Raw genomic sequence first — 19828 nt, 5'->3', positions numbered from 1 at the left:
GGGGCGGGGCGGGGCGGGGCGCGGGGCGCGGGGCGCAGGGGGGCGGGCGGGGCGCGGGGCGGGGTTAGAGCAGGGCGTAGCAGCGTTCGAGGCGGGCGAGCCACCAGTCGCGGCGTTCGGCGGATGCCGCGTGCAGCTCGAGCAGGTCGGCATCCGGGCTGACGCGGCGCACCTCGATCGCACCGTCGACCGGCAGCAGCGGGGAGTGGGTCACGTCGGCGGCGAGCAGCGACGCGGTACCGAGGCCGCAGTCATACGGCAGCTCCGGGATCGCGGCCGCGAGATGGGCGCCCATCGACAGCCCGATCGAGGTGTCGAGTGCGCTCGAGACGACCACGGGCAGGCCGGTCTGGGCGATGATCGCGAGGGCAGCGTGGATGCCGCCGAGCGGCTGGGCCTTCAGGACCAGAATGTCGGCCGCACCGGCGCGGGCGACCAGCAGCGGGTCATCCGCTTTACGCACGCTCTCATCGGCGGCGATCGGAACGTCCATGTAGGCGCTGCGGCCACGCAGTTCAATGAGTTCGTCGACGCTCATGCAGGGCTGCTCGACGTATTCGAGGTCGAACTCAGCGAGGGCGTGCAGGGCGTGCTCGGCCTCGTCCATGTTCCAGAGACCATTGGCGTCGACGCGGATGCGCCCTTCCGGGCCGAGCACGCTGCGCACCATGCGCACGCGGGCGACGTCGTCTGCGAGGGTCTGGTCGGCGCTGGCCACCTTGACCTTCGCGGTGCGGCAGCCGGGGAAGCGGGCGAGAATGTCGGGCACCAGGGCGGCGTCGACGGCGGGCACCGTCGCGTTCACGGCGAGGCTCGTGCGCAGCAGAGTCGGGGTCTGGTTCCAGCCGAAGTCGATGGCTGCGCGCAGCCAGGTGACGGCCTCGGCGTCGTCGTACTCCACGAAGGGCGAGAATTCGGTCCAACCGGCCGGGCCGGGAAGCAGCAGTGCTTCGCGGTGGTCGATGCCGCGAAAGCGGGTGACGAGGGGGAGGGAGACGACGTGTGCGGAATCGAGCAGGTCCGAGAGCGACGGCGTCATCAGTGAGGTGAGCATGACCCCAGTCTGCCAGAGAGCCCGGTGTGCCAGCGTGCGCAGCGGGCCGGCGTCGGCCGACACGGGGGCCAACGTGCCGTCAGAGCATCTCGCGCTTGAAATCGGCGGCGGCGTCCGCTTCGTCGGCGGCGGTGCCGTCACCGTTGGGCTTGACGTTGACCATCGCGAGCGGAATTCCGGGGGCGATCAGCAGGTAGGCATCCTCGTAGCGGCCTTCGCCGCTGTTGACCTTGATCCAGTACGGAACACCCGCGGCGATCGCTGCACCGATTTCGTCCTGAATCGACGTGATGCTGCGGCCGCCGAGGGAGTACGGTTTGCCGCCATAGACAATATCGATTCTGTTCACGAGTCGTCCCTGCTCGAGGATGGGGATGAATGGTTGTTGCCGGTGCCGCGAGGCTCCGGAACGACCTGCAGGCCCCCCGAAGAATTCGCGGTGACCATCAGCGCCTCGATCCACTCCCGGTTGAGGCTCGGCTGCCGGCTGCCGAAGTACTTGTACGCGATCGGGATACTCGGGTGCAGCCAGATGGTGCTGCGGCCGTCGCCGGATTGGGGGTCGTCACGCCAGTTGAAGTAGAACGATTCACCGCGGCGCAGTTTTGCTCCGATAACCACCTGAATGTGAGCCAGGATGCGGTCGTCGAAGTCGGCGGTCAGGGACGAGTCGTAGGTCAGTTTTCCCATATCCACCACTCCAAGGTTTCGGTTGGTGTGACACTAACCTGAATTTGTCTCGGGTCCCCGAAAATCTTGGGCAAGCTGAAGTCATTCAATCCCGAAGGTAATGTTCGAGGCGCGGCACCTGCAGCAGCGCGAGCGCACGCTTCTCGATCTGACGCACGCGCTCGCGGGTGACCCCTTCGATATGCGCAATCTGATCGAGAGTGCGGGGCTCGTCACCGTCGAGTCCGAACCGAGCGCGCAAAATCGTGCGTTCGCGCACCGGCAGGGCATTGAGAAAGAAGCGGATGTCCGCGGCCCGCAGTGCGAGCGTCGCGTATTCGTCGGGCTGGGGCAAGTCATCGTCGATGATGAGCTCGGCCATATCGCCGACGCCGTCACCGACCGGAGTGTGCAGAGAGATCGGTTCATTGTCGTACTGCAGCAGCCGCAGCACATCGCGAGTGGGGATTTGGGCGGCGTCGGACAGCTCCCGGGCGGTGGGTTCCCGGTCGAGGGTGCTGGTGAGGTCTCGCCGAATGCGCTTGATCTTGTTGAGTTTCTCGGCGGTGTGCACGGGAATGCGAATCATGCGGGACTTGTCGGCCATGCCGCGGTGAATGGCCTGACGGATCCACCAGGTCGCGTAGGTGGAGAACTTATACCCCGTCATGAAATCGTACTTTTCGACCGCGCGCACGAGCCCCATGTTGCCGTCTTGTACGAGGTCCATGATCGGCACCCCACGCCCCGAGTAGTGCTTGGCGATGCTCACGACGAGACGCAGGTTCGCTTCGATGAAGTGGTTCTTGGCGCGACGGCCGTCGTGCATGAGCCAGTTCAGCTCGCGCTGCTCGCTCGGATCCGGGGTCTCGTGCAACAGTCGAGCTTCGGCGAGCAGGCCGACCTCGATGCGCCGGGCCAGATCGACCTCTTCTTCGGCGTTGAGCAGGGGACCCTTGCCGATGCGCCTCAGGTAGTCGCCGAAGGCATCCGTCGAGGCCCGACTGTACCTGGCAGCGGGCGCGATGCTGGCGGCCGCACCTCGCGCACGACCGGCGGGAGCAGGAGCCGCCACCGCCACCGCCGCGGTCGCGACGAGAGACGAAAGCTCGGCCGCTTCGGGCGGGCGGGCGCTGACCGCTGCCTGAATCGTGCGAGTCATGCGAGTACCGATCGCGGGTCGAGGCTCGCCGCGGCGCGTTCGAACGAGGAATAGTAGCTGCGCTCTCGCAGGTGAATCAGGCTCGTGACCTCGTAGGCCTCGCCGACGCGCTGGATGAAGCCGAGCACCCGGGACGCATCATCGTAGGGTCGCAGCGCATCGACCACGCGCCATTCGGTGGGGGAGAGTTCGGTGAGCCCCAGGTTCGTCTTCATCGCACCGGACAACCCCGCATCGGACAACCCCGTACCGATCAACACCGCGGTCACACTGGCTTCACGTGGAGTTGATTCGCGGAGGGTACTATCCCCCTTGTCACGTATCTTCATGACTACCTCCCGTCGTTTCCAATTCCCAAGTAGACATCTCGCAGCCGCCCCCCTTCAAGGGGTTGACTTGGTGCGTTTAACCCGGTAAATCAGTACGTATCGCGCCCGAATGGCCCGCCGCATCCGGCCTCAACTAGGCTGTCAAGATGACCGTTTTGGTGTCTGGCACCCGATGAGAGACCCGCGATGAGAGACCCGCGATGAGAGACCTCCGATCCGTCTCGGCCGAGAACCCCGCTGAACTCCTCGCCGAGATTCGCCAGGCGCTGACGGCGAGCGGTGACGCGATTCTGCCGCTGCCGGCAGCCGTGCCCGTTCCCGCTCCGGGTGGCCGCTCCGTGCCCAAGCCGGTCGCGGTCGTCATCGAGACCTCCGGATCCACGGGTGTACCCAAGCAGGTCATGATCAGCCGCGATGCGCTGCTGAGCAGCGCCGCGGCATCCGCAGCCCTGCTGGGCGGCCCCGGCCAGTGGCTGCTGGCCCTGCCGGGCCACTACGTCGCTGGCGTGCAGGTGCTCGTGCGGTCGATCGCGGCCGACACCACCCCGGTGCTGCTGCCGCCCGGGCACTTCGACCCGCTCGTCTTCACCGAGTATGCGGAACGGCTGGTCGAACCACTGCGGTACACCTCACTCGTGCCGGTACAGCTGGCGCGGCTGCTCGATGCGGTACCCGACAATCCGCGGGTCGTGGCCGTGCTGCGACGATTCACGGCGATTTTGGTCGGAGGGCAGGCGATCGCGCCGGCACTGCTGCGCCGGGCGGAGGACCTCAACGTGAACGTCGTGCGCACCTATGGCTCGTCCGAGTCCGCCGGAGGCTGCGTCTATAACGGAGTACCGATCGGCAATACGGTTGTGCGGGTCGTCGACGGCGAGCTCGAAATCTCGGGATCGGTGCTCGCTGAGGGCTACCTGCACGACCCGGATCGCACGGCAGATCGGTTCATCATCGAGCACGGGGTGCGCTGGTATCGCACCGGAGACCTGGGTGAGATCGACGAGCGCGGCCTGGTGCGGGTGCTCGGGCGCGCCGACAACGTGATCATCTCGGGTGGCGAGAAGGTCTCGCTGGATGCCGTGGAACGGGTCGTGCAGGGAGTTGCCGGATTCGCCGCCGCCCTCGTCGTCGCGGCCGATGATGCCCAGTGGGGGCAGGTTCCGGTGGTCATCAGACCGGATGCCGGCCCCGCGGCCGACGGCGACCTCGCCTCGGTGGCGCCGGCTGTGGCATCCGCCCTGGGGCGCGCAGCACGCCCCGCGCGCGTGATCACGGTACCGAGCATTCCGCTGCTGCACTCGGGCAAGCCCGATCGCCAGGCCCTGCGGATGCTTGCGGCCGCCCCGCTGCCCCGCTAACGGCCAGAGTGTCCCCGGCCGGCGACGACCTCGCGGCCGGTACGCTGGAGGGCGTGGCACAGGGAGCGCGGCCGAACAGGCCCCAACAACAGACGACATCCGGCTCGAAGACCGGTGCGAAGAAGAAGACGCACGGAGCTTCGGGCAACCCGGCTAAACGCAACGGCCCCGCCCGGCGCGGCCCGGCCGCGGTGAAACCCGCGACCGCCGCCGACTGGGTCTCCGGCGCCCGGCTGCGCACGCTGCCGCTCGCGATCGCCCCCGTCTTTCTCGGCACCGGCGCGGCGATCGTCGCGACCGGCGCGGGACAGTTTCACTGGGTGAGGGCGCTCCTTGCACTGATCGTGGCCTTCTGCCTGCAGATCGGCGTCAACTACGCCAACGACTATTCAGACGGCATTCGCGGCACCGACAACAACCGGGTCGGCCCGGCGCGGCTGACCGGAAGCGGCGCGGCCGCCCCGCGCACCGTGCTGATCGTGGCGCTGTCGTTCTTCGGTCTCGCCGCCGTCGCGGGCCTGCTGCTGGTCATCGCGACCCAGCAGTGGTGGCTGCTGCTGGTCGGCGCGGTCGCGATCGCCGCGGCCTGGCTCTACACCGGCGGCAAACGGCCCTACGGCTATCTCGGCCTCGGCGAACTGTTCGTCTTCGTGTTCTTCGGACTCGTCGCCACGCTCGGCACAACTTACGTGCAGGCCGGAACCGTGAACCTCGAGAGCTGGCTCGCCGCCATCAGCATCGGCTTCATCGCCTGTGCGGTGCTCATGGTCAACAACCTGCGCGACATCGTGCCCGACAAGGCCTCCGGCAAGCGCACGCTCGCCGTGCTGATCGGCAGCACCGCCGGCCGCGCCGTGTTCTGCGTCTTCCTGCTCGCGCCGTTCCTCACCGTCGGGTTCTTCTCGCTCTTCTACCCGCTGGCCTTCTTCACGTTCTTCGTGCTGTTGCTCGCGCTGCCGGCCTGTCTCATCACGGTGACCGGGCGCACGGCGGGCGAGCTGATTCTGGCGCTCAAGCTCACGAGCTTCGCGGGGCTCGGCTATGGCGTGCTGCTGGGGCTGGCCTTCGCGCTCTGACCGACCCGGCAGCATCCGTCGCCGTGTTTCCGCCTTACTCGCGGCCGGTGCGGTGGCGAAATCAGGAAATCCAGGCGAAAACCGGTCGAAACCGTTCCCTGTCGCCGCGAATGCCTCGTTCTTCCTGATTTAGCCACGGCAACGGATGCGACGGCCCGCCAGAGGTGGGGCGGGGTCAGAGGTGGGGCGGGGTCAGAGGTGGGGCGGGGTCAGAGGTGGGGCGGGGTCGGGCCGTCGTGGCGCACGACCGGCTCGGTTTTCGCGGCGAGCTCGGCCGCTTCGGCGCGCTGGATGGCCGCGTCTTCGGTCTCGGCATCGACGTTGACGAGGGGCTTGTCGCGGTGACGGGCTTCGTACAGGTCGCGGGCGAGACCCTCGCGGGGCCGGCGCAGCAGCAGATAGGAGACGCAGAGCCCGATAATCGCGGCGAGCAGAGCGGCGAGCCACGGTTCGAGGCGCAGGGCAAGCAGCACGACCAGCGGAATCACAAACAACAGCACTCGGAGCACCGAGTAATACACCCACACGGGAACAGTCTTCATGCGGTTAGTTTAAGGCGCTCAACTGGGCACCCGCCCGTCATCAGCTGGACACCCGAACTTCACCCCGGGCGGGCGTCGTCGCCGTACGGTTGAACGCGTATCGGGCGATCCGCAGGTGGGGGTCAGCACGCGCTCACCTGACTCACGGCTCAGCGGCCTACAATTGCGACATGCCCCGCCTGTTGTTTGGTCTTGGATTGATCGTGATCATCCTCACCGTCTATGCCCTGGTCGACTGCGCCCTTTTTGATCGCTCACGAATCCGCGGCCTGCCGCGCTGGGTCTGGATTTTCGTGATTATTCTCGTGCCGGTCATCGGCCCGCTGCTCTGGCTCTTCGTCGGTCGTGGCCGCAAGCGTGCTCCCGTTGGGCGGATGCCCCGCACGAGCGCCCCCGACGACGACCCCGAGTTTCTGCGGGGCCTGGACCGCGAGAAAAAGGAGCGGGAGCGCATCCGTCGTCTGGAAGACGAATTCGCCAAGCTTGATGACGCCGACGGCAAGTCCGACGGCAAGCCCGGCAAGCCCGGCAAGCCCGGCCCGTCGGGAGCGACCGGTTCTGCCGGAACGACCGGTGTCGACCCGAAGAAGTCCGACCCCGGTGAGGGCGACCTCCCCGGCCGGCGGGATGCCTGAGCTGCCAGCAAGCCAGCAGCACTCGAGCGGCAGCCCGGCGACTGATTTCAGCGTTGCACTGCTCAGTGCCTTTGTACGACTCGGGGTGCGGCACGTTGTGCTCAGCCCCGGCGCCAGATCCCAGGCCCTCGCGCTCGCCGCGGCGGAGCTGGAACGCCTTGACTGCCTGCGGCTGCATGTACGCCTCGACGAACGCAGCGCCGGCTTTCTCGCGCTCGGTCTCGCGGTCGAAACGGGCATGCCTGCCCTCGTGATCATGACCAGCGGCACCGCGGTCGCCAACCTGCACCCGGCCGTGCTCGAGGCCCACCACTCCGGGGTGCCCCTGATCGTGCTGAGCGCCGACCGACCGGCCGAGCTGCGTGGCATCCGCTCGAATCAGACCACCGTGCAGCCCGGAATCTTCGGCGTGGCCACCCGACTCTGCGAAGACGTACCGGCTCCGGAGGGCGCTCTCACGGAGGCCGCCGATGCCACCGATCGTGCACGGCGGGCGACGGATGCCGCGCTCGGCCTGCAGACAAACGATCCCGGCCCCGTGCAGCTCAATCTCGCATTTCGGGAGCCGCTGTCGGCTGCGATCGAGCTGAGCGCTGCCGCGTGCGCCGCGGCCGCGCCCGTGGCCGCGCCCGTGGCCGCAGGGGGCGCGCTGGACGCAGCGACCGCGATCGATCCCGCAACCGAAACCGTCGTCATCGCCGGCGCTGGAGCCGGCCCCGAGGCGGAAGAATTCGCGCGTGCCGGCGGCTGGCCGCTGCTGGCAGAGGTCGCCAGCGGCGCCCGGTTCGGCCCGAACCTCGTGGTCGCCTACCGCGAGTTGCTGAGTGAGCCCGAGTTCGGTGGGGTCGTGCGCCGCGCGATCGTCTTCGGCCACCCCACCCTGAGCCGAGAGATTCCGTCCCTGCTGCAACGCGACGGGGTCGAGGTGATCGTTGTCGCCCCCTTCGGCGCCGAACGCTACAACCCGGGACACCGGGTACACCGGTTCGAACGGGCGGTCGTGGCATCGGAACGCTCCGTCACCGCCGCGCGCTCGAGTGAGGCCCGCCGCTGGCGAGGCCGCTGGGTGATCACCAGCCGCGAGCTGCTCGCAGACGACCCCGAGGCCGCCGCTCCCGCGATCAACGCGCGGGGCATCACCCGCTCTGAACTGGCTTTCTTGCGCGCGCCGATCACGCGCCCGATGCTGGCGGATGCCGTCTGGGCGGCGTCCTGGCCGCACGACCGGTTGGTCTTCGGGGCCTCGAGGCTCATTCGAGAGGCCGATCGCCGGGTGCCGGGCAAGAAGATCTCGGTGCACTCCAACCGGGGCCTGGCCGGTATCGACGGTACCGTCGCGACCGCGTTCGGCATCGCCATGGCCAGCCAGGGCGGAACCGAGCCGCGCTCGGCCGGCACGACCCGGCTGCTGCTGGGCGACCTGACCCTGCTGCACGATGTGGGCTCGCTGCTGCTGACGCCGGGGGAGCCGCGGCCACGCCTGCAGGTCATCGTCGGCGTCGACGGCGGTGGCAGCATCTTCGACGGTCTGGAGGTAGCGGCGACCGCGCCGGCCGACGCCCTCGACCGGGTGCTGTTCACCCCGCGCCACGTCGACCTGGCGGCGCTCGCCGCGGCCTACGGCTGGGACTACGCCCGGGCGGAGACCCGCACCGAACTCGAGCACGCCCTCACGGGGGCTCCGACCGGGCCGACGATCCTCGAAGTGCCGCTCGCCCGCTAGCGCCTGACACCGCCCGCCCCGCACCGCGAGAGCGGGTGAATCGTCGGTCTGGCCCGGTCAGAGCGACGCGTCACCCGCTCTCGCGGAGAGCTCGACACGATCCTCGACTCCTGGGCGTGGCTCTAGCGCCGGCTGGTGTCAGCTCGCGGCTTCGGCGAGTGCCAGACCCAGCTCCCGCTCGCCAAGATCGGCGAAGTGTGCCTCCACCTCGGCGTCGCTGACCTCGGCGAGAGTGGCCGGGTTCCACCGTGGCGCCTGGTCCTTGTCGATGACCCGCGCACGAATCCCCTCCCGAAAGTCGGGCCGGTCGAGGCTGTGCTGCGAGACTCGAAACTCCTGCTCGAGCACTGATTCAAGGCTCGGCAGCAGGCGCGCCCGCCGAAGCGACGCGAGCGTCACCTTCACCGCCGTCGGCGAGTTGGAGCGGATGCTGGCTGCCGCCGCCACGGCACCGGCCTCGGTGCTCGCATCGAGCCGGCCGAGAATTGCCTCGACGGTGTCGACCGCGTAGCAGGCATTGATCCAGTGTCGCTGCTGCAGCAGCGGTGCCGGCGGTGCCGGCTCGGTGACCGCCGCGAGAACCTCCTGCAGCTCCTGGGTGGCGAGCCCGGCCACGAGCTCCGGTATCCGCGCGCTGCGCAGAAACCGGTCGGCGAAGCCGAGGGCGATGGCGTCGGGGCCGGTCATCGTGTCGGCCGTGAGGGCGAGGTGGGTGCCCAGCTCGCCGGGTGCCCGGGACAGTAGCAAGGTGCCGCCGACGTCGGGTACGAAGCCGATGGCCGTCTCCGGCATGCCGATCGTGGAGCGTTCGGTCACCAGTCGCACCGCAGCGTGCGCGGAGAGTCCCACGCCGCCGCCGAAGACGATGCCGTCCATGAGCGCCACGATCGGCTTCGGGTAGCCGGCGATGAGCGCGTTGACCGGGTATTCCGCGGCCCAGAAGCTGGCCGTTTGGGTGCCGCCGGCCTCCGCGTCCCGATGGATGCCGACGATGTCGCCGCCCGCGCACAGGCCACGCTCGCCGCTTCCGGTGATCAGCACAACGTGCACCGCGTCATCCGTCGCCCATTCGGTGAGGGCGCGGCCGATGCTCTGCACCATCTCGGCCGTCAGCGCGTTGAGCGCCCGGGGCCGGTTGAGCACCAGATGCCCGAGGTGGCCGTCGTGATGCACCAGGACCGATGCCGGTTCTGCGTCGTGAGTCATGCGGCACTCGCTTTCCGTGCCCCATCAGCGAGACACCGGCCGAGGCGTCAGCGCCGGTCGTCTGCCTCACGATACACACCGGCGGAGCGGGCGCCGCAACGTTGCGGGCCCGTGAACGGGAACTGGCAAACCGGCCCGAAGATCCGTTCAATTCTTGATCTGGCCGAACAGGTGACAACATCAAGTTTGGGGAACTTTGCGAAGTGGCGAATAACCCGTTATTCCTGCCCTGCAGAACCCTTCGCTAGGAACCACGCCATGACCCAACGCCTGACCCGCTCGAGCCGAGCCGCCCGCCCGAACCTCGGCGTCTCAGACCAGCTGCTGCAGGACCTGCAGCAGCTCGCTCGCACCCCGTCGCTGCTGGTCGCCTGCAACTACGGCGGAACCCTGTCGTACCACGGCGCCTCCGACGTGCCGTCGAAGCTGCTGCCCGAGTCGGCGACCGCCCTGCGCGCCCTCGCCGCCCTGCCCAACACGCACACCGCGGTCATGAGCGGCCGCACCCTGCGCGACCTTGCCGCCGACTCGCGCCTGCCGCGCGAGGTGCACCTGGTCGGCTCCAATGGCGCCGAGTTCGACTCCGAATTCTTCGGTACGACCACCCCGGAGGCCGCACCGCGTGCCGAGGACTCCGGCGTCGCCCTCGACCGCCTGCGCAACCGCCTCGGGGCGAGCGCCGCGTTCTTCGCCGGCGACGCGAGCAGTGACGAGTTCGCCATGGCCACCCTGCACGGCCCTGACATGGGCGTGCGAATCGGTGACGGTGAGACCAAGGCCGCTCACAGCATCACCGGCCCCGAGACGCTCGCGTCGCTGCTCGCCCTGCTGTTTGAGCTGCGCAAGGACTGGCTGTTCGGGCAGGACGTCGTGGCCATCGAACGTCATTCGATGCTCGGCGACGGCACCTCGACCGCCCTCGTCACGCCGGAGGCCCGCATCTGCTGGATGACGCATCCGCAGCCCGATTCGGGCTCGCTGTTCGCGAGCATCCTCGGCAGTGAGGAAGCCGGCCACTTCAGCATCGACCCGGTGAAAAAGAGCCGCGTGCTCGGCCAACGCTACGTGGACAACACGATGATCGTCGAAACCCGCTGGGCCGACGTGACCGTGACCGACTATCTCGAGCCCTCCGCGCTCGGCATCACCAACCTCGTGCGGGTGCTGACCGGTACCGGCCGCGCGAAGATCGTTTTCGCACCGCGGCCCGACTATGCCGCCGCCTACTTCAACATGCATGCGGATGCCGTGGGTGTGCACATCACCGGATCGCGCGATCCGATCACCCTCACCGCCCCCGGGGTTGAGTTCACGGTCACGTCCGACGGCCGCAACGAGACCGCGACCGCCATCGTCGACCTGTCGCAGGGGCCGATCGTGCTGAACCTGCGCTGCGGCGACACCGATGCCTACGTGCCCGATGTCGCGGCCGAACCCGCGCGCCGGGCCGCGATCGCGGCCTCGAGCCGCGAGTGGGTCAGCCGTCTCGACCTGCCGGGCGTCAAGAAGTCGCTCGTGGGCCGCTCGGCGCTCGTGCTGCGTGCGCTCTGCTACGAGCCGACCGGAGCGGTGCTCGCCGCGTCGACGACGTCGCTGCCCGAGGGCATCGGCGGCACCCGCAACTGGGACTACCGGTACTGCTGGCTGCGTGACGGCTCGATGACCGTCAAGGCGCTCGTCGACCTCGGGTCGACAGTGGAGGCCGAAGGGTTTTTGCACTGGCTCGACGGTATTCTGCAGGTGTCCCCGGGGGCCGAGTGGCTGCATCCGCTCTATTCGATCACCGGTTCGTCGCTCGGTGCCGAGGCCAGCCTCGAGTCGTTGCCCGGGTACGCCGGCTCGCGCCCGGTGCGTATCGGCAACGCCGCCGACAACCAGGTGCAGCTCGACGTCTTCGGCCCGATCGCCGAGCTGATCGATACGCTCAGCGCCCGCAACGACGAGGTCACCGAGTTTCAATGGGGACTGCTCAGCCAGATGGTCGATGCCGTCGCGAGCCGCTGGCAGGAACCCGACCACGGCATCTGGGAAGCGCGCCGCAGCCCGCGCCACCACACCTACACGAAGACCATGTGCTGGGTCACCGTGGACCGCGCGCTGCGCGTGGCCGCGCGCCACGGCCGCACGGCTCCGCCCGAGTGGGAACTGCTCGCGCTCACGATTCGTGAAGACGTGCTGCGCGAGGGCTGGGACGACGACGTCAAGTCGTACACCGTGGCCTACGACAGCCCCGACCTCGACGCCGCCGTGCTGCATATCGGGCTCAGCGGACTGCTCGACGTGAACGACCCCCGGTTCGCGCAGACCGTCAGCGCGGTCGAGCGTGAACTGCGCGTGGGCCCGACGGTGTTCCGCTATCGCTACGACGACGGCCTGCCGGGCCTCGAGGGTGGTTTTCACATCTGCACGACCTGGCTGATTGAGGCCTACCTCGCCACCGGCCGGTTCGACGAGGCCGAGGCCCTGTTCAACCAGCTGATCGCGCTGACCGGGCCGACCGGGCTTCTGTCGGAAGAATTCGACCCGGCGACCGAGACGCACCTGGGCAATCACCCGCAGGCCTACTCGCACCTCGGGTTCATCCGCTGCGCTCAGCTGCTCGACGCGCACCGCGAGGCGGCCGTTCTCGTCGGCTAGCTGGCACTAGATGTAGTTGCACATTCGTGCATGACCACAACATGTAGTGTTTGGTGGTGCTTCAAGGGGCGTATGGTGGGGCGCAGCGACCCGACCGAGTTGCTGCGACGCAAAGGATCTACCAAGAATGCCCAGCCTCACTACAGCCCAGGACTCTGCCCTCATTTCATCCGCGAGCATGACAGCGGATGCCCGCGGGGCCCGGCCCGGCGCATCCGTCGACGTCAGCACGACCGTCGACGAGTACCTGGACCGCTCGGACTGGCGGGTCAACGCGAACGCCAACCAGGGCTACTCGCTCGGCGGGCTGATTCTGAACACGGCCGGCAAGGTGATCGCCAACTACTGGCTCGGCAACGTCTACAGCGCCGAGATCGGTGAGGCGCACCGCGCCGGCGACCTGCACATTCACGACCTCGACATGCTCGCCGGGTACTGCGCTGGCTGGTCGCTGCGCGTGCTGCTCGAAGAGGGCCTGAACGGCGTGCCCGGCACCGTCGAGTCGACGCCGCCGAAGCACTTCGGCTCGGCCGTCGGCCAGATCGTGAACTTTCTCGGCACCCTGCAGAACGAGTGGGCCGGCGCGCAGGCCTTCAGCTCCTTCGACACCTACATGGCCCCGTTCGTGCGCATCGACAATCTCGACTACACCGCCGTGCTGCAGAGCGTGCAGGAACTCATCTACAACCTCAACGTGCCCTCCCGCTGGGGAACCCAGACCCCCTTCACCAACCTCACCTTCGACTGGGTCTGCCCCGACGACCTGCGCGAGCAGGTGCCGGTCATCGGTGGCGTCGCCCAGGACTTCAGGTACGGCGACCTCGCGGTGGAAATGGCGATGATCAACCGGGCCTACATCGAGGTCATGACCGCCGGCGACGCCCACGGTCGGGTCTTCACCTTTCCGATTCCGACCTACAACATCACCGAGGACTTCGACTGGGAGTCGGCCAACGCCGAGCGCCTGTTCGAGATGACCGCCCGCTACGGCACGCCCTACTTTCAGAACTTCATCAATTCCGAGCTCAAGCCGAACCAGATTCGCTCGATGTGCTGTCGCTTGCAGCTCGACCTGCGCGAGCTGCAGAAGCGTGGCAACGGGCTGTTCGGCTCGGCGGAGCAGACCGGGTCGCTCGGCGTCGTGACCGTGAACTGCGCTCGCCTCGGTTTCGTGCACCGGGGCGATGAGCCCGGGCTGATCGCTGCCCTCGACGTGCTGCTCGAGCTGGCCCGGGACTCGCTCGAACGCAAGCGCACGGTCATCGACGGGCTCATCGTCGAGGGGCTCTTCCCCTACACGAAGCGCTACCTGGGCGCGGGGCTGCGCAACCACTTCTCGACCATCGGTGTGAACGGGGTCAACGAGATGATTCGCAACCTGACGGGCGACGAGCACGACATCACCACGGCCGAGGGGCACGCGATAGCAATTCGGCTGCTCGACCATGTGCGCGCCCGGATGGTCGAATTTCAGGAGGCCACCGGCCACATGTACAACCTCGAGGCGACCCCGGCCGAGGGCACCACGTATCGGTTCGCCAAGGAGGACCGCAAGCGGTTCCCGGCCATTCTGCAGGCGGGAACCGAGACGAACCCGTACTACACCAACTCCTCGCAGCTGCCGGTGGGGTTCACCGACGACCCGTTCGAGGCCCTCGACCTGCAGGATGAGCTGCAGACCAAGTACACCGGCGGCACCGTGCTGCACCTCTATATGTCCGAGAAGCTGTCCTCGGCCGCGGCCTGCCGTGAACTCGTGAAGCGGGCGCTCTCGACCCACCGGCTGCCCTACATCACCGTCACGCCCACGTTCTCGATCTGCCCCGAGCACGGTTACCTCGCCGGCGAACACCCGACCTGCACCACCTGTGGCGGCGAGTGCGAGGTCTGGACCCGGGTCATGGGCTACTTTCGCCCGGTCAGCTCCTTCAACATCGGCAAGAAGGGCGAGCACCGGGAGCGCACCCACTTCGTGGAATCCGCGCTCGGCCGATGAGTGCCGTGTCGACGGCCGGGGTGCTCGTGGCCGGGTCGCCGGCGCTCGGGGCTCCGGCGACGGATGCCGACGGCCTGCAGATCGCGGGCCTCGTCGCCCTCTCCACTTGCGACTGGCCCGGCAAGCTCGTGGCCACCGTGTTTCTGCAGGGCTGCCCCCTCGCCTGCACGTACTGCCACAACCCGGGCCTGCTCGACCCGCGCACCCCCGGCACCGTGACCTGGCAGCAGGTGCGCGACCTGCTCGCCCGCCGCCACGGCCTGCTCGACGGTGTCGTCTTCTCGGGTGGCGAACCGACGCGGCAGGCCGGCCTGGCGGCAGCCATGCGCGAGGTGTCCGCGGCGGGTTACGGCGTGGGCCTGCACACCGCGGGCGTCTACCCGAAACGGTTCGCCGAGGTGCTCGACCTCTGCGACTGGATCGGCCTCGACATCAAGGCCCCGGAGCAGCTGTACGGCGCCGTCACCGGGGTGGCGGCCGCGGCGGCGAAGGCGTTTGCCTGCCTGCGGTTGGCGCTGGGGGCATCCGTCGACCTGCAGGTGCGCACGACCGTCGACCCGATGGTGCTGGCCCCCGCCGATGTCGCCGAGCTGATGCGCACCCTGGCCGCGCTCGGGGTGCGCAATCACGTGCTGCAGACCGTGCGCACCGAGGGCACGACCGCGGACTTCACCGCTCGGCTCGAGGCGTTTCGTGCCCTCTCCGGGGCGAACTGAGGCTGGTGGCGGGCGTGCGTGGTACCGTGCGGGCATGAAGCAGAGAGAGTTGTTTCTTCAAGCGGATGCCGCGTTGCGCTCCGTCATCGACCGCCTCACTCCCGAGCAACTCGAGTTACCGGCCCCGGCCGAGTGGACCCGCGTGAAGAACCCACTGCTGCGCGACATCATCGCCGATCACGCCCGCGACGAGGCCTGGGTGCCGGCCGTGCTGGCGGGGCGCACGATCGAGGAGGTCGGGGAGGACTTTCCCACCAATCTGCTCGGCGACGAGGCTCCCAGCGATGACCCCCTCGGCGACTATCTGATCGACAAGTACGACCGGCTCAACGACATCGCCACGGTCGCGATGCGTGAGGATCTCGACCCCGAGCGCATCGTGCACCTCAGCTACGGGGACTATCCGCTGCGGGAGTATCTGCTGCACGTGAGCTGTTATCGGGCGTTCCAGTCCTGGACGATCGCGCGGCTGGTGGGACTCGACTACGAGATGCCTGAGGAACTCGTGGAGAATCTCTGGGAGCAGATCGTTCCGCGGCTTGACGACTGGCGCGCGATGGGGGTCTTCGGGCCCCCGGTCGAGGTTGCGGCCGGTGCCGACCGTGAGACCGAGCTGCTCGGCCTGACCGGTTTCTGGACTCCGAGCAGAGCGACCGACTGAAAACTCGTTTCACGGGGCCATCTCTGCGGGAATACCGGGGGGAATCTACCCCATTTAAGTGCACAATGTTACTGTTAATGGGTGACTGATGACCGACTCAAAAGCGAAGGCTGGCATGCCGCCCTCGCTTCGAGCACGCGCCGCCGCGTACTCGAACTTCTCGTGAAGTCCGGCGAGGCGCTGGACGCCGTCGCTGTGTCCGAGGCAATCTCCCTGCACGTGACAACGGCTCGCTTTCACCTCGAGCAGCTCGAGGTCGTGGGCCTCGTGCAGCGGGAGGTGTTGCGCGTGCCTGGACAGCGAGGGCGCCCGCGCGTGCTGTTCAGTATTCCCGCGTCGAAGCACGACGGCACGGCTCCGGGAACATCCGGCCCGCCGCAGGTCGAAATGCAGGAACAACTCAGTCGTGCCCTGATCAGCGTGCTGAGCGAAGACGCCGACGGCGGCCGAGCCCGAGCCATCCGCGCCGGCGAAAACTGGTCGACGACCCTGCCCGCGGCCGTTCAGGGCGAGACGGCGCCAGACGAGCTCGAGGCCGACCCGCCCGAAGGCGACGCGCCGACGCGCGACGCGCCCGCGTTTTCGGGGCCGGCGGTCGCCGCGACGGCGCCTGCCGAAGCGACGACTGTCGCGATGCCTCCTTCCACGCGAGACCGGGCATCGGTTGTTTCGGCCCCGGGCGAGGCGAGCCCCGTCGGGTCGGCCCGGATCGAGCAGGCTCCCGCGCCGGTCGGGCTGGGCGCAGTGCGCCGCACCGGCAGGGCGGGCCCGTACCTGACCGTGCTCGACAATCTCGGGTTCGCGCCCGAGCTGCAGGGCGAGGGCGTCGTCGCCCTGCGCGAATGCCCGTTTCGCGAAGAGGCCCGCGAGAGCCCCGGCGTGGTCTGCTCGGTACACCTGGGGTTGCTGCGCGGGGTCGCGCGCGCCCTCGGTCAGAACGAGGACGACGTGGGCCTGCGCCCCTTCGTGACGCCGACCCTGTGCCTGGTGGACCTTCCCGGGAGCCCTGGTGCCGCATCCGCTATTAAAATTGAGTAATGTCCTCTAAAATGGATGTGGACGCCTCGACCCGTGAAGGAACCGCACGCCATGAAGGACAGCACCAAACGTAAGCTCTGGCACCGCACGACCGGCATGCTCGTTCCGGCCTGGCTGTTTCTGGCACTCGTCGCCGCCGTGCTGACCCGCTCGGTCGCGTTCGGGCCGTGGCTGATGGTGCACCTGTTGCTGCTCGGCGGGGTCAGCACCGCGATTCTGGTCTGGAGCCAGTACTTCGCCGACAGCCTGCTCAAGAACACCGCGCCCGGCGGGCGGGCCAGCCTCGGCGTTCGACTCAGCGTGCACACCGTGGGTGCGGCAACCGTGATGACCGGCATCGTCTACGGCTGGTGGATTGTCGCTCTGATCGGCGGGATTCTGGTCGGCGGTAACGCGCTGCTGCACGCCGGGCTGCTGGTCGGCCAACTGCGCGGGGCGCTTCCGGCCCGATTCTCCCGGCTCGTGCGCTACTACGTTGCCTCGGCCGGCGCGCTCGCCGTGGGCGTGACGCTCGGCATCATGATGGCGCATCCCGAGAGCTCGATCATCAACACCGCGGGCGAATATTATGAGCGCCTGTACATCGGGCACCTCGCACTCAACCTGCTCGGCTGGATCGGCCTGACCGTCATCGGCACGGTGGTTCTGCTGTGGCCCACGGTGCTGCGCTCGCCGGTGGTGGCGAAGACCATCGCGGCCTCCCGCAGCACGCTGCCGATTCTCGTCGGCGGCCTCACGGTGATCACACTCGGCTCGCTCGTCGACTCGCGCTATCTCGCCGCGGCCGGTGTGCTCGTCTACCTGGGTGGCCTCGTTCGGGTGCTCGCGGAACTCATCGGCCACGCCCGCCGGCTGCCCGTCATCAGCTACGCCGGCTGGAGCCTCGGTGCCGCCGTCGTCTGGTTCGCCCTCTGCACCGCGGCCTTCGGCGTCGCCGTCGCGATCGCTCCGAGCTGGGCGGATGCCGCTGCCGGCGTCGAAGCGCTCGTGCCGTTCTTCGCGCTCGGCTTCGCGGGCCAGATCGTGATCGGGGCGCTCAGCTATCTGATTGCGGCCGTGCTGCCGGGCGGGCCGCGTGCCAAGGTCGCGATTTTCGCCGAGCTCGACCGAGCGGGCCTGTTTCGGGTCGCCGTCGTGAATGGCGGACTGCTGCTGACCCTGCTGCCGCTGTCCGAGACGGCCGTGACGCTGCTGAGGGGAGTCGTGCTCGTGACGCTCGCGTCGTTCCTGGTCTTCATGGTGCGCGCCCTGCGCGAGAGTCGCCGCATGATCACGGCACTCATGAGCGCGGGGCCGCCGGCGGGCGCCGGCCCGGGGCTGCTGCCGGTCGGCGGGCTGCCGGTGACCGGAAACCCGGCTCCTGCGGCCCTGAAACCGAGCTTGGGCCTGTCGGCCGCGGCGTCTGTACGGTCGGCCGCACCAGTGTCCGGGAGCGTGGTCGCATCCGAATCCGTTGGCACGACGACTGCAGGCACGACGACCGCACCCGCCAAGACCGCACCCGCCAAGACCGTACCCGCGAAGACCGCCCCCGCCGATGGTGCGACCACGCCGGCCCGCCGCGGCTTGGTCGCGGCCGCCGCGACGCTGGCTCTGGCGCTCGCCATCGGGGTCGGCCTCGATGCCTCGGCGATGAACCTCGTCGGCACCGGCGCAGCGGCCGGTACCGGGCACACCACCACCGTCGACGTGACCATGATTGACACCACTTTCAGCCCGGACAGCATCGATGTTCCGGTCGGCGACACCCTCATCATCAACGTCACCAACGACGACGGCATGCTGCACGACCTCGTGCTCGATGACGGCAGCGATTCCGGTCCCGTCGAGCCCGGCGACACCGCCACGATCGACGCCGGTGTGATCACGGCCGATGTCGACGGCTGGTGCTCGATCGGTGGGCACCGCCTGCTCGGCATGGTGCTCACGATCAATGCGATCGGCGCCGACGACAGCTCCGGCCCAGCGGATGCCGCCACCACAGACGATGGAACGGCCATGGATCACGGCGCGATGGGTGAGACCACCAGCACGACCGGGTCAGCCGCCGACGACCTCACCCCGGGCGCGGTGCCGGGCGACGACTTCGTGGCGCGCGATGCCGCGCTCGCGCCCGCGGCATCCGCTACCGTGCACGAACTGACGATGACCGTGACCGATGAAGAGCTCGAGGTCGCGCCCGGCGTGACCCAGACGCTGTGGACCTACAACGGCGGCGCGACCGGCCCGACGCTGCGCGGCACGGTCGGCGACGCCTTCGACGTGACCTTCGTGAACGAGGGAACGATCTCGCACTCGATCGACTTTCACGCCGGAGCGCTCGCTCCCGACAAGCCCATGCGATCGATCAACCCGGGGGAGAGCCTCGAGTATCGGTTCACCGCGACCCGCTCGGGCATCTGGATGTACCACTGCGGCACGATGCCGATGACCAGCCACATCGCCAACGGCATGTTCGGTGCGGTCATCATCGACCCCGCCGGGCTCAGCGCGGTCGACCGGGAGTACGCGCTCGTGCAGAGCGAGTACTACCTCGGCGCCCAGGGCGGCGAGGTCGACGCCGCCAAGGCGCAGGCCGGCACGCCCGACCTCGTCGTCTTCAACGGGTACAGCGACCAGTATTTGGCCGAACCGCTGACGGCCACGGTCGGGGAGACCGTGCGCATCTGGGTGCTCGACGCCGGCCCGAACATCAGCAGCTCGTTCCACGTGGTGGGCGGGCAGTTCGACACGGTCTTCAAAGAAGGTGACTACCTGCTGAAAGATGGCGGCAGCACCGGCAGCGGCGGCGCGCAGGCGCTCGCTCTGAGCCCCGCGCAGGGCGGCTTCGTCGAGCTCACGTTCCCCGAAGCGGGCACCTACAGCTTCGTGAGCCACATTATGGCCGATGCCGAGAAGGGTGCGCACGGCGTGTTCGTGGTCACCGACTGACCTGATTCGGGCCCGGCCCCGAACTAGGGGCTTTGACAGGTGCGCCGGTTAGGCTGTCTAAAAGGTGAGCCGGGAAGTCTGGTCGGCACAGACTT

17 protein-coding genes are annotated in these 19828 nt (G+C 68.5%); 10 read left to right on the top strand and 7 right to left on the bottom strand.

Features of this window, described 5'->3' with window-relative positions; genetic code table 11:
- Window positions 1-64: 64 nt before the first annotated feature.
- From E3T55_RS17040 to E3T55_RS17020, 5 genes are all read right to left on the bottom strand, one after another.
- Entirely contained in the window at window positions 65-1039 is a 975-nt protein-coding gene (locus E3T55_RS17040; RefSeq protein WP_174775486.1) for an o-succinylbenzoate synthase, read from the bottom strand.
- Window positions 1040-1133: 94 nt separating this feature from the next.
- Window positions 1134-1403, bottom strand: a complete 270-nt coding sequence (locus tag E3T55_RS17035) for a hypothetical protein (RefSeq protein ID WP_134520743.1) — start codon at window positions 1401-1403, stop codon at window positions 1134-1136.
- Window positions 1400-1744 (bottom strand): DUF7882 family protein, encoded by a 345-nt coding sequence (locus E3T55_RS17030; protein WP_134520742.1) that lies wholly within the window; start codon window positions 1742-1744, stop codon window positions 1400-1402. Before E3T55_RS17030 ends, E3T55_RS17035 begins: the two co-directional genes overlap by 4 nt.
- Before the next feature lie 85 nt (window positions 1745-1829).
- Window positions 1830-2885: a sigma-70 family RNA polymerase sigma factor gene (locus E3T55_RS17025; RefSeq protein ID WP_134520741.1), complete on the bottom strand. Its 1056-nt coding sequence runs from the start codon at window positions 2883-2885 to the stop codon at window positions 1830-1832.
- Window positions 2882-3100: a hypothetical protein gene (locus E3T55_RS17020; RefSeq protein WP_134520740.1), complete on the bottom strand. Its 219-nt coding sequence runs from the start codon at window positions 3098-3100 to the stop codon at window positions 2882-2884. The genes E3T55_RS17025 and E3T55_RS17020 overlap by 4 nt, the downstream gene beginning before the upstream one ends.
- Window positions 3101-3414: 314 nt before the next feature.
- On the opposite strand from E3T55_RS17020, the gene E3T55_RS17015 reads away from it, so the two are divergent.
- On the top strand, window positions 3415-4572 hold the full coding sequence (locus E3T55_RS17015; RefSeq protein ID WP_166791820.1) for an AMP-binding protein: 1158 nt from the start codon (window positions 3415-3417) through the stop codon (window positions 4570-4572).
- Window positions 4573-4625: 53 nt separating this feature from the next.
- Window positions 4626-5648 (top strand): 1,4-dihydroxy-2-naphthoate polyprenyltransferase, encoded by a 1023-nt coding sequence (locus tag E3T55_RS17010; protein ID WP_420898016.1) that lies wholly within the window; start codon window positions 4626-4628, stop codon window positions 5646-5648.
- A 209-nt stretch (window positions 5649-5857) separates the two neighbouring features.
- Here E3T55_RS17010 and E3T55_RS17005 read toward each other — a convergent pair whose 3' ends face one another.
- Window positions 5858-6190 (bottom strand): DUF4229 domain-containing protein, encoded by a 333-nt coding sequence (locus E3T55_RS17005; RefSeq protein WP_134520739.1) that lies wholly within the window; start codon window positions 6188-6190, stop codon window positions 5858-5860.
- 170 nt (window positions 6191-6360) lie between these two features.
- On the opposite strand from E3T55_RS17005, the gene E3T55_RS17000 reads away from it, so the two are divergent.
- Both E3T55_RS17000 and menD read left to right on the top strand, forming a co-directional pair.
- On the top strand, window positions 6361-6825 hold the full coding sequence (locus E3T55_RS17000; protein WP_134520738.1) for a PLD nuclease N-terminal domain-containing protein: 465 nt from the start codon (window positions 6361-6363) through the stop codon (window positions 6823-6825).
- Window positions 6818-8548 (top strand): 2-succinyl-5-enolpyruvyl-6-hydroxy-3-cyclohexene-1-carboxylic-acid synthase, encoded by a 1731-nt coding sequence (menD, locus tag E3T55_RS16995; protein WP_134520737.1) that lies wholly within the window; start codon window positions 6818-6820, stop codon window positions 8546-8548. The genes E3T55_RS17000 and menD overlap by 8 nt, the downstream gene beginning before the upstream one ends.
- A 138-nt stretch (window positions 8549-8686) precedes the next feature.
- Here the strand turns inward: menD and E3T55_RS16990 are convergent, their stop codons facing one another.
- Window positions 8687-9754 carry an enoyl-CoA hydratase/isomerase family protein gene (locus tag E3T55_RS16990; protein WP_134520736.1) on the bottom strand — a complete coding sequence of 356 codons (1068 nt, stop codon included), beginning with the start codon at window positions 9752-9754 and terminating at the stop codon, window positions 8687-8689.
- Between the two features lie 258 nt (window positions 9755-10012).
- On the opposite strand from E3T55_RS16990, the gene E3T55_RS16985 reads away from it, so the two are divergent.
- The 6 genes from E3T55_RS16985 to E3T55_RS20345 all read left to right on the top strand — a co-directional run bounded on the left by E3T55_RS16985 (window position 10013) and on the right by E3T55_RS20345 (window position 19733).
- Window positions 10013-12391, top strand: a complete 2379-nt coding sequence (locus tag E3T55_RS16985) for a trehalase-like domain-containing protein (RefSeq protein WP_134520735.1) — start codon at window positions 10013-10015, stop codon at window positions 12389-12391.
- 178 nt (window positions 12392-12569) lie between these two features.
- Window positions 12570-14387 carry a ribonucleoside triphosphate reductase gene (locus tag E3T55_RS16980; protein WP_198418596.1) on the top strand — a complete coding sequence of 606 codons (1818 nt, stop codon included), beginning with the start codon at window positions 12570-12572 and terminating at the stop codon, window positions 14385-14387.
- Window positions 14384-15103 (top strand): anaerobic ribonucleoside-triphosphate reductase activating protein, encoded by a 720-nt coding sequence (locus E3T55_RS16975; protein ID WP_134520733.1) that lies wholly within the window; start codon window positions 14384-14386, stop codon window positions 15101-15103. The genes E3T55_RS16980 and E3T55_RS16975 overlap by 4 nt, the downstream gene beginning before the upstream one ends.
- A 34-nt stretch (window positions 15104-15137) precedes the next feature.
- Window positions 15138-15764 carry a hypothetical protein gene (locus E3T55_RS16970; RefSeq protein WP_134520732.1) on the top strand — a complete coding sequence of 209 codons (627 nt, stop codon included), beginning with the start codon at window positions 15138-15140 and terminating at the stop codon, window positions 15762-15764.
- An 81-nt stretch (window positions 15765-15845) separates the two neighbouring features.
- The gene (locus tag E3T55_RS16965; RefSeq protein ID WP_134520731.1) at window positions 15846-16802 is read left to right on the top strand and encodes a helix-turn-helix domain-containing protein; all 957 of its coding nucleotides are present in this window, start codon (window positions 15846-15848) and stop codon (window positions 16800-16802) included.
- A 51-nt stretch (window positions 16803-16853) separates the two neighbouring features.
- Entirely contained in the window at window positions 16854-19733 is a 2880-nt protein-coding gene (locus tag E3T55_RS20345) for a multicopper oxidase domain-containing protein (RefSeq protein ID WP_241993119.1), read from the top strand.
- Window positions 19734-19828: the final 95 nt, after the last annotated feature.

It is taken from the genome of Cryobacterium frigoriphilum (assembly GCF_004403305.1).
Classification (GTDB): domain Bacteria; phylum Actinomycetota; class Actinomycetes; order Actinomycetales; family Microbacteriaceae; genus Cryobacterium; species Cryobacterium frigoriphilum.
This window is presented reverse-complemented; position numbering and strand designations above follow the sequence as displayed.

Coding starts and splice junctions, on each gene's coding strand:
- E3T55_RS16985 (WP_134520735.1), top strand. CDS start 10,013: ATGACCCAACGCCTGACCCGCTCGAGCCGAGCCGCCCGCCCGAACCTC.
- E3T55_RS17020 (WP_134520740.1), bottom strand. CDS start 3,100: ATGAAGACGAACCTGGGGCTCACCGAACTCTCCCCCACCGAATGGCGC.
- E3T55_RS17030 (WP_134520742.1), bottom strand. CDS start 1,744: ATGGGAAAACTGACCTACGACTCGTCCCTGACCGCCGACTTCGACGAC.
- E3T55_RS17025 (WP_134520741.1), bottom strand. CDS start 2,885: ATGACTCGCACGATTCAGGCAGCGGTCAGCGCCCGCCCGCCCGAAGCG.
- E3T55_RS20345 (WP_241993119.1), top strand. CDS start 16,854: ATGAAGGACAGCACCAAACGTAAGCTCTGGCACCGCACGACCGGCATG.
- E3T55_RS16970 (WP_134520732.1), top strand. CDS start 15,138: ATGAAGCAGAGAGAGTTGTTTCTTCAAGCGGATGCCGCGTTGCGCTCC.
- E3T55_RS16975 (WP_134520733.1), top strand. CDS start 14,384: ATGAGTGCCGTGTCGACGGCCGGGGTGCTCGTGGCCGGGTCGCCGGCG.
- E3T55_RS17005 (WP_134520739.1), bottom strand. CDS start 6,190: ATGAAGACTGTTCCCGTGTGGGTGTATTACTCGGTGCTCCGAGTGCTG.
- E3T55_RS16990 (WP_134520736.1), bottom strand. CDS start 9,754: ATGACTCACGACGCAGAACCGGCATCGGTCCTGGTGCATCACGACGGC.
- E3T55_RS17015 (WP_166791820.1), top strand. CDS start 3,415: ATGAGAGACCTCCGATCCGTCTCGGCCGAGAACCCCGCTGAACTCCTC.
- menD (WP_134520737.1), top strand. CDS start 6,818: ATGCCTGAGCTGCCAGCAAGCCAGCAGCACTCGAGCGGCAGCCCGGCG.
- E3T55_RS17000 (WP_134520738.1), top strand. CDS start 6,361: ATGCCCCGCCTGTTGTTTGGTCTTGGATTGATCGTGATCATCCTCACC.
- E3T55_RS17040 (WP_174775486.1), bottom strand. CDS start 1,039: ATGACGCCGTCGCTCTCGGACCTGCTCGATTCCGCACACGTCGTCTCC.
- E3T55_RS16980 (WP_198418596.1), top strand. CDS start 12,570: ATGACAGCGGATGCCCGCGGGGCCCGGCCCGGCGCATCCGTCGACGTC.